Here is a 13,320-nt window from a genome sequence, read left to right as displayed (position 1 = left end):
AGAAGAAATAGAGAGAGTTTTTGCGTCAGTTTTGGAACATTTTTTTATTTGGAAGTCCCTAATGCAATAGACATCTCCAGAAATTAAATATGCGTAACCTGAAACGGTTGTAGAGACGCGAAATTTCGCGTCTCTACATTCTTTTTCGGAGATGTCTAATTGGCTAAAGTTGATTCCGGGCTTTGAGTTGCAGATATCGCTCAACTACCTGATCGGCAATTTGATTTGCTGGTGCATCTAGTACTAATACACCTTTTTGTTTCAACTGGGCATAAGCTACTTGTCGTTGCTTTAATAAATCTAGTGCGACTGCACGGGCATAAGCATCTGTAACATCATCTGTAAAGGTGTGTGCTAAACGATCAACTTGCGGATCTCGCAGAGTAACACAAAATGGCAGATACCGGGGTGCTAGTTTGGAAAGTGCAGCCAGGAGTTCTGTAGAAGCGGTGATATCAATTAAGTCGGTAATCACCACTACTAGCGCCCTGCGAGTTTGACGCTGCAAAACATTTGTCACCGCCCCCAAATAATCAGATTCAAATAACACTGGTTGAATTGGTGTCAGACGATCGATTAGCTGATTCAAATGATGTTGACCGCGTTCTGGGGGAATCCACGTATGCATCTGGCGGTCAAATACACCAACACCGACGCGATCGCCTCGATGCAACCCTGCCAATGCTAAGGATAAAGTTGCATTCAAACCCCAATCAAATCGCTGCAAATTCTGCACTTTTGCTGTCATCAATCGCCCGCGATCGAGCAAAATTATTAAAGTTTGTTCTTGTTCGGGTTCTAGAACCCTTACCAATGGCGTTGCATTATTATAAGCCCCAACCCGACGGGCGGTAGCTTTCCAATCAATAAACCGCAAATCGTCACCAGTGCGATAGTTCCGCAGTTCGGCAAACTCTGTACCAATACCAGTTTTGCGAGATTGGCGGATTGATCCTGATGATTGCAATGTTAAACGAATTGTCAGCGATCGCAACCCCACTAAATCAGGATAAACTTTCACTGGCAGACTTTGGGGAATTTGCCAATCATTCCAAGCTAATCCCCACATTCCCAACTGTCGAACTTGGATATTTCCCCAAGGGAACTCGCCGCGCTGTCTTGGGTTGACGGTATACGTCAATTCCTGGCTGCTGTTACTGGGAATAATAGCATGAAGTGTCGGTGCAGATATGCCAAAACCTGTTGGGTAATAATCGCAGATTTCAATTAAGGCGTTGGCATTTGGCGATGTTACTTTTAACACCACTGGATTATCGCGCCCAATGGATAATCTTGACGGTAATTCGCGGCTAATTTGCACGCGAGAACGCCGTACCTGTAAACCATCTACAACCATCAATCCGAGAACGATCGCATCAAATAGCAAAATGATGGCGATCGCTGCTTTAATGTTGAGAAAAAGGCATAGAATCGCGGCGATGGCTATACCTAAAACCAACAATAAATAAACTCGTTTGGAAGGAACCATTTTTTAGACTGAGAAGTTAGGAGAAGATTAGCTTAACCTACGTCATCATGGGCAAAGCGGTTAAACAGGAAATCTAGGGCATAATTACGTAATTGGTAGTATTTTGGATCTTCCATGATGCGGGCGCGATCGCGGGGACGAGAAAAAGGAATTTCCATAACTTCACCAATTTTCGCATGTGGTCCGTTGGTCATCATCACCAATTTATCTGCTAAAAATAGTGCTTCGTCGATGTCGTGGGTAATCATCAACACTGTACAACGATTATCGCCCCAAATTTTGAGCAATTCTTCCTGTAATTCTTCTTTGGTGATCGCATCCAGCGCCCCAAAAGGTTCATCTAAAATTAAGACTTTCGGACGAATCGCCAAAGCCCGGGCGATAGAAACCCGTTGTCTCATACCCCCGGACATTTGCATTGGTTTCTTTTCCATTGCATCAGCCAGTCCCACCATTGCTAAATGATCGCGGACGATCGCTCTTTTTTCGGCTTGTGGTTTGTTGGGATAAACGGCGTTAACAGCTAAGTAGATGTTTTCAAAAGCAGTTCGCCAAGGTAGCAAGGCATAGTTTTGGAAAACAACCATCCTGTCTGGGCCTGGCTTGGTGATTGGTTCTCCTTCGAGTAATACTTGCCCGGAGGTGGGAAAGTTAAAACCGGATACCATATTTAACAGCGTCGATTTGCCACAGCCAGAGTGGCCGATGAGGCAAATAAATTCCCCTTGTTCGACGTTGAGGTTAACGCCATCGAGTACGGTGAAGGGGCCTTTCTTTGTGGGATAAACTTTGGTAACCTCTTTAATTTCTAGGAAAGGTCTACGGTTGGTGGTTGCAGGAACAAATGGTTTTCCGAGTGTGCTTGTAGTTGTTAAGTTGCGGTTTTGCATGGTATTTGGTATTTGGGTATTAAAAAGTTTAATGTACGCGATGTGTGTGCAACGAATATTCTGACCTCTCTCCAAATCTCTCCCCTAGAAGGGGAGAGGCTTTGAATTTTCCCCCCTTCCCTTGTAGGGAAGGGGGTAGGGGGTTAGGTCTTTTGTTGGCTTTTCCAGATGACCTGAATTGTCAGATCGTTAAAGGAGTTCAGAGGTTCATTAATGGAGTTCAAAGACTCACGCATGATTTTCTTAGTTCTTCCACTCCCTCTTTCTCTCACGATTTTTTTAGGATGCAAGTCTTCTTCTCGGTGCATCAAGAAGAACTTCTGCGATTGAAAAATCACGTTTAATTTTCAAGCTGTTGAGATAAGCGATCGGATCGTCGGCGTTAAAGGGAGTACCATCGAAGAGTTTGATCGGTTGGCGAATATAGCTAATATCCAAACCTAATTCTCTGGCGGCGGTGCTGAAAACCCGCACCTGACATACCCGTTCAACAACTTCTACCCAATTTCTGGGAAAAGGAGTGTCACCCCAACGCGCCAATTGACTCATAATCCAAATTTGTTCGGTGCGACTGGGGCGGTTAATGGCAGACTCAGAATAAAACTGGTGATGGGCATAGTCTCGCAACGGATGATCTAAGTCACAGGTGAGACTATCTGGATCTTCGAGTTGAATGTATTCTAAATCAGTGCTGACGTACTCTCGCCCTGCTAAAATTTGGCGAATTTCTTGGGTATTTTCGGGATTTGCACAATAATGGCAAGCTTCTAATAAAGCTTTGGTTAAGGCGATATGCGTATTTGGATAATTTTCTGCCCAATCTTCCCGCACACCAAGAACTTTGCCGGGGTGTCCAAACCAAACTTCTAAGTCGGTAGCGATGGTAAAGCCGACATTTTCCACAGCAGCGCGGTAGTTCCAAGGTTCGCCGACGCAGTAACCATCAATGCTTCCGGCTTTTAGGTCGGCTACCATCTGCGCTGGGGGAATGGTCTTCATGTCCACATCGCTATCGGGGTCAATTCCACCAGCCGCTAGCCAGTAACGCAACAGCAAGTTGTGCATCGATGCAGGATGCACTACCCCCATTGTATGCCGTTGTTCGCGGGTGAGAATCAGGTGATTTCGGAAGTCTGATAAGGTTTGCACACCTTCGTCATAAAAGCGTTGATGCTCTTTTCTCCTGAAATTTTATTTTTTATTAGTCCTTTGTTATTTGTCCGTTGTCATTAGTCATTTGTCCTTCGCAAATAACTAATGACCAATGACTAATGACCAATGACCAATGACTAATAACTAAATATTGACCTTTTTGATTTTGAGATTCTTGAGATATTCTTCTGGCTTGTCGGGGTCAAATTTCATACCATCAAAAAACTCTTCTACACCACGGGATGTATTTGTAGGAATATCAGCAACAGGAATTCCAGCTTCTTTTGCAGCTTCTTTCCAAATATCTTCGCGGTTGACTTTGTTGATAAGTTCTCTAGCCTTAGCAGCATTATTGTCTACGTAATCTTTTGGCAAGAATCCGCAACGAACGTTTTCAACTATAAACCATAAATCGTGACTCTTATATGGATAATAAACATTACCTTTTTCATCTTTCCAGTAGTAAGCAGCCATTGATTTATCATCAATTTTGCGACCATCACCCATGTCATATTTACCTTGGTATGGATCAGCCAGTATTTCTGGTGAAGAAAGGTTGAAATAATTTCGTCCAGCCAGAATTTGAGCCGCTTCTTTGCGATTGTCAAAATTATCTAACCATTGTTGGGCTTCCATAATTCCTTTTAAAATTGCTTTGGTAGCCTTGGGATTTTTATCAACCCAATCGCCTCTGATGGCGAGGTATTCTTCAGGATGATTTTTCCAAATTTCTGCGGTTAATGCTGCTACGTAGCCAATTTTTTCTTGAACAAGGCGATAAGGCCAGGGGTCGCCTGTACTAAAGGCATCCATTGTTCCGGTTTTCATGTTGGCTACAGTTTGCGCCGCAGGGACTGTAAGCAATTTGACATCTGCATCTGGGTCTAAGCCGCCTGCTGCTAACCAGTAGCGAATCCACAAATCTTGGTTGACGTGGGGAAAGGTAAATGCAGCTGTGAAGGGTGTTGAAGATTTTAATTCCTTAAGCAAAGACTTAGCGCCGGCGAGTTGTAAGCTAATACCTTTACCTTGGTGTTTGTTTGCGATCGCAATTCCATTTCCATGTGTAATTAATTGACATAATACATACATGGGAATTTTTTGATTGCCCTTGGTTATCAAACCTTCTGTGATTAAATGTGGCATTGGCATCTGCCATTGACCGCCATCTATACCACCACCAGCAGAACTAATTTCTACGTTGTCTCTGGCTGCACCCCAAGAAGCTTGTTTAGAAAGGTTAACATTAGTCATGCCATACTTTGCAAAAAAGCCTTTTTCTTTAGCAATAATTAAAGGAGCCGCTTCGACAATGGGAATATACCCCAGTTTGACTGTAGTAGTTTCTGGTGTTTGTTCAGGGCTAATATTAGCAACAGATTGAGCAGTTGGTTGTGCTTTAGTGTTTCCACCAGTCAGATTTTCAGGAGGATTGCCCAAACAGCCTTTGAGAAATACAGCACTCGCCGATACTCCGGCTGTGACGATGAATTTCCGACGGGAAATTTGATTAAAAAATTCTGCCATAATATCTCCTGAAAACGCAATTTTTATTTTTTATAGCTATGACAATTTAGGCAAAACAAACGTTATGTTTATTGCGCTATTAATTATTAATCAAGCTAGATTTTGCAAAGCGATCGCAGCTAAATCATTGTTGAAATAGCTACCTGTATAAAAACTCGGCTAGTTTATTTCCTCTGCTTTTCTAGTGTGATGCAGAGGTATCATTCACCTTGTTCAAATCAGTTTACAGCCTTTGAAGCCAAATTTGTTAATTTGGACTATTGATTTCTTAAAGAAATATTAAATTGCATGTATAAGGAAAAACTTATCCATTTTCCTAAAATATCGGAATAATTTTTAATATATAAACTCTTATTTATGAAACCTATTATATTTACTTTATGATTTCCTGCTTCTACTTATTTTTAGTAGGGATTTGTGATATATAAGTTTTTATTTATAACAACTATTATGTTGACATTATGATTTAAAGGAGCAACGCAATGAGAGCCAGATGGTAAAGCTGGGGAAGCTTTGGAAATCTAACCAAACATCCAAAATACGTGTATTTATTATCCAGTGATGGCAACTATCCGCCGTGGGTTCTAGCAGCAGTAAGAAACCCCGTCTCTTTTAGCAGCAGCCGTAGTTCTGCGTGACGAAGTTTCGTGTCCTTGTTGTTATTTGTAACCGGAACACGTTTTACAAAGACCTTGGATTCCCCAAAAATGATGGAGTGATTCATCCCCCAACCCGTGCTGGACTCATTTGACTCACTATTGTCAAACAGAGAACGCAATTGTGTATTATCCTGAGCGATTTGTGAACTGAGCTTGAAGTACCTCTTTCTTCTAAGTTCTATATGCTTTTTAGCCATTTTCTCCGTCCAGCCACAGCATGAGAAACCGTAAGACTATTCTGAGTATTTTAACTGATTGATAAAATTAGATGCGTTTACTCTAAGGCGCGCACAGCTAACTGTGCGCCCCTAGCAACCTATTTGTATCAACCTTAAAGTAGAAACGGCATTACACCTGTAAACGAGATTTTAATGTCTTAAGTCAATAAATTAAGATTAGAGATGGCGATTTATCGCGTCTGTCTAATTAGCAAACAGTGAGTAGCTTACGTAGTGTATTCGGCGTTAATTTTCACGTAGTCATAACTCAAATCGCAACCCCAAGCTTTACCCGAACCATGACCATTGCCAACATTAACTGCAATGATCACCGGATTATCAACTCGTTGAGCCTTGATAGTACTTCTATCAAAGGATAAATCATTACTATTATTGGTGGCAATGAAGTCTTTGGGTAGGGAAGAATCAACAGCAGTTTGTTTCAAATAAGCACTCGCTGCTGCACGGTCAAATTGCAGAGGTTGCCCATTTTTTAACATTAAGAAATTCCCTAGCTTAATTTGCAGGTTTTCTTGCTCAAAAGGCACACCAGCACGTCCGGCGGCGGCGGCGATGCGTCCCCAATTTGGATCGCGTCCAAAGATTGCAGATTTAACTAAAGATGAACCAGCGATGGTTTTAGCTATTTGTCGGGCTGAAATTTCATCATGGGCCCCTGTTACTTCCACTTCAATTAGACAGGTTGCGCCTTCACCATCACGAGCGATCGCTTTGGCTAAATGCTGACAAACTGCTGTTAACATCGCTTCTAATTTCTCTGCTTCTGCGCCCCATTCTGTAATTGCTGGGGTGCGAGATTGACCATTTGCCAAGGCGATTAAGCTATCGTTGGTGCTGGTATCACCATCCACAGTAATGGAATTAAAGCTTCTATCAGCTGCCCTTGCTAACATCTGTTGCCAAAGGTGAGGCGAAACCACAGCATCACAAGTAACAAATGACAGCATGGTTGCCATGTTCGGGTGAATCATGCCGGAACCCTTGGCAATGCCACCAATTCGTACCGGGCGATCTGTTATAGTTGTCTCTAGGGCAATAGATTTTGTTACCAAGTCTGTAGTGATAATCGCCCCAGCGGCGGCATCTGAGCCGGTTTCTGATAGTGCTGCTACTACTTTAGGAATCCCGCTTCGCAAAGCATCCATCTTAATTCTTTGACCAATCACGCCAGTAGAAGCCAATAATACAGATTCAGATGGGATATTTAGTGCTTGGCCTAGTGCCATAGCAGATTCTAAAGTATCAAGGTAGCCTTGAGTCCCTGTAGCAGCATTTGCTTGTCCAGCGTTGCAGAGGATGGCACGAGCGCTCTGTTTAGCTTGCAAGCGTTGGCGACAATATTCTACGCAAGCAGCTTTGACTTGGCTAGTGGTGAATACACCAGCTGCGATCGCTTCTACCTCTGAGAATATCAAAGCTAAATCTGGCAACCCTGAAGGTTTCAACCCTGCGGTAATTCCCGCCGCTTGATACCCCCTTGGTGCTGTGATGCCACCTGTGATTTTTTGCCAATCTGCCATTATTCTTCACTCTAAACTATTAGAAAATTTTACCTGGTTCCGTGGGTTTAAGTCCCCCGGTTCAAAAAATAAGCAAGTAATGCGATTGGGGTTAAATCCCCATTACAAAACTTAATTACGAATTACGAATTACGAATTACGAATTATTTAAACCCCTGATGATCGGGGGTTTATAGATTGAGCGGTTATCATTTGCGATCGCTCTGGATAACTCCCTGAATCAAACACTAGTAACTTTCGATACAGCTTAATTTTAGCCCTATTAGTGCCATAAAATTCACACCGCAGTTGCTTCTCCTTTTGCGAGAAGGGGGAACAGACGCTTACAAAAAAACTCCTAACTAATAACTCCTAAAACAAATTCACCTTCATTCACAGCTTGATTGGTTGCGACATCATAAACTAATCCATCTTGTTGAGCGTAGACATCAATTACATTAGGTAACTTACCTTCTTTATTAAAACTGAGAATTTGGTACAGCTTTTGTCCAGCTTTGACTGTACTACCTAATTCGATTCTGGATTGAATCATCCCACCCGCGATCGCATAATATTTTTTCCGGTTGCTGCTAGATGCAAAAGCCATCTTAGGGGTTTTTATATCATCCGATAAATCAGGAATTTGTAATACACCTTTTTGCGCTAAATAGTTTTTTACACCCCTTACACCTTTAGCGACGGAATCAGGGTTTGTTTGCATTCCTGAGCCTAATTCCAGTGTCCATGCTTCCACATCAAACTTAATTTCTCTACCCGACTCTTTAAAACAAGCTTCCAGTGCTAACCAAGGTTTAATAAATGCTTCATCAAAAGCATCACCATCATATTTATCAAGCAAGATTCCGAAATCGAGTAAAAAGTATTTTGCACTGTCTTCTCGATTTCGGAAGTAATAAACGTAGTCTAAAGCGTGATTTGTAGAACTATGTAAATCAATTAAGTAGTCTGCATCTAAACTTAGATTTTGCAGTTTGTAGCTAAAAAGCTCAGTGTATGGCACTGCACTAGGAGAATTAATTTTTTCTAAAATTTTCGCAAATCGTTGCTTAATTATAGTTAGATAATTTTGTCGAATCACCTTTGGATCAATATGAAGTTGAGATTTAGTAAAAGCTACTAAATCATTAGCTTCTTTCTCGTAGTCCCAAAATATGCGATTCCAGTCTTTGGCTTCGTAAAGGCAATATCGTCCGGGGGAAAAATGGTGCGATCGCTCATTCGTCCCCATTGGATTACAAACGGGAACTAGCCAGATTTCTCCAGTTAAATTTGGAGCATCTATTGTTAATAAAGACTCAATTAGCTGGTGAATAACAGCATTGCCAGAAATTTCTGCACCGTGCAGATTAGATTGAATGTAAACCTTTTTACCAGGTTGAGCGCCGATGAATTTGTAAACTTGTAGAGACAAGCGATCGCCCGAAGCCATTTGACGTAATACAATAGTTTCAATAACTGGTAGCATGAAATAAAGTGATGATGTGAATAAATTATCGCTGGATATGTACCGAATTAAAAGCCATGCAAACCAAAATCATACCAAGTTGCGGCAGCTTTTTCTACCTAGCAAAAAATTTACACATTCCAGCGATGTGCGCCTCATCTCTGCATAGAGTGTACAATGCAGCCATGCTATTGGCGAAGTTATATTGGACTCGCAGTAAGCTATTAAATAGTGGGGGACAGGGCAAGCGATCGTCAAGTGATTCTGTATCAGGCAAGAGCCAGTTTGCATACACCCTGTCACAATTTAAAACAATATTGGATAAAATACGGAGGTTTTCGCACGCGATTTGATGAAGATTTTACCTAAATACCACATAACTAAAATAAAAAGAGAGCCACTTAGGCAGCTCTCCAGATCATCAGGGTGCATCTACTTACCACAGCATAGCATTTTAGCTATGGGGGCTGTCACCAGTTTTTATATAAAGATTTCGTGAAGAATAACCGGGAAAATACGTACTTGGGGATTGGGGATTGGGGATTGGAGATTAGTTATTTTTTCTTGCTCCCCCTGCCCCCAGCAAGAACTGCTAGGCGTTCAGTTTTTTATCCACCAATTCATTAGTCAGCTTAGGATCGGCACGTTTGCCTGTCTTTTTGAGAACTTGTCCGACAAAGAAGCCTTTGAGGTTGGTGTTACCGTTGCGATACTTTTCTAGTTCTTTGGGATTGGCAGCTATAACTTGATCAACGATGGGTTCTAGTACACTAGGATCGGTGATTAACTCTTGACCTGCAAAGGCTTTTTCAGGAGAAATACCACTGAGCAAATCTGGCAACTTTTCTTTAGCTTGAGCATTGCTAATTTTGCCCGTTTCAATGCGAGTGATGATATCAGCTAGATTGGTGGGAGTTAGGCCAATTTCAGCAATACTGAGTTTTTGCTTATTGAGGTGGGCTGCAATATCTTGAGTAATCCAGTTTGCAGCAGCTTTCGGATTTGCTCCAGATGCTATCGCAGTTTCAAAATATTCTGCTATTGAACGATCTTCTGTCAGCACTCGCGCATCGTAAGGCGAAAGTCCCAACTCACTTTCATAATGATGGCGTTTTTGGGCTGGTAATTCTGGTAGTTCGCTGCGCCATTTCTCTAATTCGGCATCTGTCACCTCAATTGGTGCTAAATCTGGTTCGGGGAAGTAGCGGTAATCGCTCGAACCTTCCTTCACTCGCATACTACTTGTGCGTTGAGCGCCTTCTTCCCACAGCCGAGTTTCTTGAATAATGCTCGCGCCTGCTTCGATTGCGGCAATTTGACGCTCAATTTCGTAGTCAATCGCTCGTTGGATGGCGCTGAACGAGTTCATGTTTTTAATTTCTACCTTAGTGCCAAATTCCTTTCGTCCTACTGGACGCACAGAAATGTTGACATCGCAGCGCAGAGATCCTTCTTGCATATTACCGTCACTCACGCCGAGATACCGCACAATCCGGCGTAACTCTTCGGCATATTCAGCTGCTTCTAATCCAGAACGCAAATCAGGTTCGGAGACAATTTCCACTAACGGGATACCTGCGCGATTGTAGTCTACCAAAGAATAGGAAGAACCAGAGAGACGGTCGCTACCTGCGTGTACCAATTTTCCAGCATCTTCTTCCATGTGCAGACGTGTGATACCAATGCGTTTACGAATAGGATTTCCCTCAGCATCTACCAACTCAATTTCTAACCATCCGTGTTCTGCGATCGGTAGATCATACTGAGAAATTTGGTAATTTTTGGGTAAGTCAGGATAAAAATACTGTTTACGGTCAAATTTGCTATATCTAGCGATTTGACAATTCAGTGCCAAACCAGCTTTGACGGCGTATTCTAATACTTTTTCATTGAGTACAGGTAAGACCCCAGGTAAACCCATACAAACCGGGTCAATGTTAGTATTGGGGTCAGCACCGAATGCTGTAGAGCTATTAGAGAAAATTTTGGTGTTGGTACTCAGCTGACAATGGGTTTCTAGACCAATAATCGCTTCATACTCAGTTTTTACGGTGGTAGCAATGGTCATAATATCAATATTTGGGCATAATCCTTGTAGTGGTACTATTGTAGCCGCGTATTGAGTTGCCCTGAAGACGGTTATTTGGGTGAGCAATGCTTACCCTTATGAGCTTGAAAAGGGAGATGCAACATAAGGTAAAGAAAATCTTAATTATTGGTTGGATAAAATTAGCAAATTAGGTCAGGGAACAACCAAGATTATGATTTAGGGTAGAACTTGAGTCATGAGTTGATACCTCGTTCAAATTCATCAACAGCTTTAATTTGGTCTGAAATTATACGGCATTGTTCTAGTAAAGAGATATTTAGTTCTGGCAGAAACTGACTTAAAGTAATTTGCTCATAGCTATTTTTTTCCAAAAACTCTGCTATATTTTCTTCGCGTAAGTGATAGACCCTCAGCCGATTATTTTTCCAAAACCAAATTTCTCCTACTCCCAAGCGTCGGTAAGTTTTGATTACTTCTACAACTAAGTCAGGAATATCTTTTTTTTCTGCAATCGAATCTTTAATAATAAATCAAACTATTAAAAAAATTAGCACTCAAGACTTTTTAGTGCTAATTATTGACTGAGATTTAATGCTTATGATATAGATATAAACTATACTTTTTCTAGATGCTTGAGCTACTTGTTAGACGTTATCTTAGAAAAAACTAAAGCTTTACTGTAAGTAATTTAAAATTGGGAGTGCTAGTATGAAATACACTTTTGATATTGTCGGAGTATCTCCACTTTTACAGTTTTTTAATCAGCAACAGCAAAATGGGCAAAAACCACCTCACCAAGGGGTGGAATACTTGGGAATGCATACCTGTACACTCGATACGTTTCTAGAATCAGTGGAATCAGTTCCAGCAAAATGGGATTGGAATCTCGATCAAGTAGTAGATACCGTGATTCAGTTTTGGTTGAATAACTCTGACAGTATTCGTTATTGGAAAGTACGTTTAACTGATGCTGGTAAGGATAATTTATTAGTCACAAGATTGGCGGATATAACCGCCTTACAAGCTGAATTTGAATCCCTACTAAATAAGGAGTGGTGAAGAGATAATACCAATTCTGTATGAAGATGCGCTAAACCATATTTAAGTACAAGAAACAAAAACGAACCGCAAAGTCCGCAAAGAACACAAAGAAAGAAGAAGTTAAAAGGGTTTGGCGCAACCTCACAAAGAAATGGTATAAGTACGTCGGCGAGAAAAAACTAAACTATGTAACGAAAAGTAAAGTTTCTGTATTTGGCTCTTAGTTGCGCTGTCTTGCGCTTTAGCGCAACCACAAACCAGTGACGATTATTTGCGCCGACTTACTTAGGTTAGGTAAAATTGAAAAAGAATTCTGGTGCGGAGCAACTATTGCTTTGCCTTCAGTTAGAATGCACGCTTTTTTCTGTTATTCTCGTTTTCAAGGGGAGCATCCCAATAAGTGCTTAAATCTTTTCCCTCACCCCCAGCCTCTCTCCCATCATCTGGGAGAGGGGAGACATAATTCTAGTTCCCCGAATCCCATCATTTGGGATTCGGGGTTAGGGGATTAAGGCTATCAAGGTTTTTGCACCTGACGGGATGCTCCCGTTTTCAAGTGCTTTGAGAACTTTGAGATATAAATTTTTTAATAGTATTTTTTAAGACGTTGACGTTAATTTTAATACTGATGCAGATTTTACTTATGTGTATGCAGACAAATCATACAAACTTAATATTTGCCAAACTTTTTGTTTGAGCATTGTTGTAGCCTAGAAACAATTGCAAATTAAGGCTTTGAGATTCATTGCTACCTGAGAATTATAAGTTAAGTGGTCTAAAATATAGCGCTCAGTGTTGACAATTTTTCAATAATCGAATAACAAGGTGGCAGCAGCATTAAAAAAAAGCGTTAGTGCATTCCTACCTAGAAACTAATTAACGCCCTTGATTAAACTTCATACGGTTAAGATAATTATGCCAGAAAATACGGATTACAAAGCTTCAAAATTAGACAATCAGGCTATTGCCTATAAAGAACGCCTCAATTCTTGGGCGATCGCTCGCCTACTTCCTAATACCCAACGCGAGATTGTTGCTCGCTTCCGCAGCCGTTCTGATGCCGAAGGCTATATGCGGCACCTCCCCCAAGAAATACCAAATGCTTCGTACATGGTTGTTTTTGATTGTCAACGCCAAGAAGCTGTGATTTAAGGTATAAGTATAGGCAATAGACCTATTTTGAAAGAGGGCAGTTTTCTTCCAGCAATAACTGTCCTCTGCCTCCTTATCTTGCTCGTATAAAAAAATTAAAAATTTGTAGGCGTACAACTCCAGATTGCAATTCACGCTTCACTTAAAAATTCTGGAT

The 13,320-nt window shown here is 41.3% G+C and carries 10 protein-coding genes and 1 pseudogene; 2 read left to right on the top strand and 9 right to left on the bottom strand.

The window, feature by feature from the left end:
- Positions 1-163 precede the first annotated feature (163 nt).
- The 9 genes and pseudogenes from V7K73_RS20195 to V7K73_RS20155 form a co-directional block, all read right to left on the bottom strand.
- Positions 164-1,489, bottom strand: a complete 1,326-nt coding sequence (locus tag V7K73_RS20195; protein WP_334882405.1) for a DUF58 domain-containing protein — start codon at positions 1,487-1,489, stop codon at positions 164-166.
- Between the two features lie 32 nt (positions 1,490-1,521).
- Positions 1,522-2,379, bottom strand: coding sequence for a nitrate ABC transporter ATP-binding protein (locus tag V7K73_RS20190; protein WP_334882403.1), 858 nt, complete (start codon positions 2,377-2,379; stop codon positions 1,522-1,524).
- Positions 2,380-2,658: 279 nt separating this feature from the next.
- Positions 2,659-3,549 (bottom strand): annotated as a pseudogene (locus V7K73_RS20185) (CmpA/NrtA family ABC transporter substrate-binding protein); the annotation flags it as partial.
- A gap of 126 nt (positions 3,550-3,675) precedes the next feature.
- Positions 3,676-5,058, bottom strand: coding sequence for a CmpA/NrtA family ABC transporter substrate-binding protein (locus tag V7K73_RS20180; protein ID WP_334882401.1), 1,383 nt, complete (start codon positions 5,056-5,058; stop codon positions 3,676-3,678).
- Positions 5,059-5,626: 568 nt separating this feature from the next.
- Complete coding sequence (locus V7K73_RS20175; protein WP_334882399.1) at positions 5,627-5,914, bottom strand: hypothetical protein; 288 nt, start codon at positions 5,912-5,914, stop codon at positions 5,627-5,629.
- A 248-nt stretch (positions 5,915-6,162) separates the two neighbouring features.
- Positions 6,163-7,476, bottom strand: a complete 1,314-nt coding sequence (argJ, locus tag V7K73_RS20170) for a bifunctional ornithine acetyltransferase/N-acetylglutamate synthase (protein WP_334882397.1) — start codon at positions 7,474-7,476, stop codon at positions 6,163-6,165.
- A gap of 337 nt (positions 7,477-7,813) precedes the next feature.
- The gene (locus V7K73_RS20165) at positions 7,814-8,941 is read right to left on the bottom strand and encodes a succinylglutamate desuccinylase/aspartoacylase family protein (RefSeq protein ID WP_334882395.1); all 1,128 of its coding nucleotides are present in this window, start codon (positions 8,939-8,941) and stop codon (positions 7,814-7,816) included.
- Positions 8,942-9,512: 571 nt separating this feature from the next.
- Complete coding sequence (gene gatB / locus V7K73_RS20160) at positions 9,513-10,988, bottom strand: Asp-tRNA(Asn)/Glu-tRNA(Gln) amidotransferase subunit GatB (protein ID WP_334882526.1); 1,476 nt, start codon at positions 10,986-10,988, stop codon at positions 9,513-9,515.
- Between the two features lie 215 nt (positions 10,989-11,203).
- Positions 11,204-11,422 (bottom strand): hypothetical protein, encoded by a 219-nt coding sequence (locus tag V7K73_RS20155; protein ID WP_334882393.1) that lies wholly within the window; start codon positions 11,420-11,422, stop codon positions 11,204-11,206.
- A gap of 256 nt (positions 11,423-11,678) precedes the next feature.
- On the opposite strand from V7K73_RS20155, the gene V7K73_RS20150 reads away from it, so the two are divergent.
- Positions 11,679-12,029 (top strand): hypothetical protein, encoded by a 351-nt coding sequence (locus tag V7K73_RS20150; protein WP_334882392.1) that lies wholly within the window; start codon positions 11,679-11,681, stop codon positions 12,027-12,029.
- An 897-nt stretch (positions 12,030-12,926) separates the two neighbouring features.
- Positions 12,927-13,163, top strand: coding sequence for a hypothetical protein (locus tag V7K73_RS20145; RefSeq protein WP_334882390.1), 237 nt, complete (start codon positions 12,927-12,929; stop codon positions 13,161-13,163).
- Positions 13,164-13,320: the final 157 nt, after the last annotated feature.

Origin of the sequence: Nostoc sp. (assembly GCF_036916975.1) — a bacterium.
Lineage (GTDB): Bacteria > Cyanobacteriota > Cyanobacteriia > Cyanobacteriales > Nostocaceae > Nostoc.
Note: the sequence above shows the minus strand (reverse complement) of the source record. Positions and strands in the feature narration are given on the sequence as shown.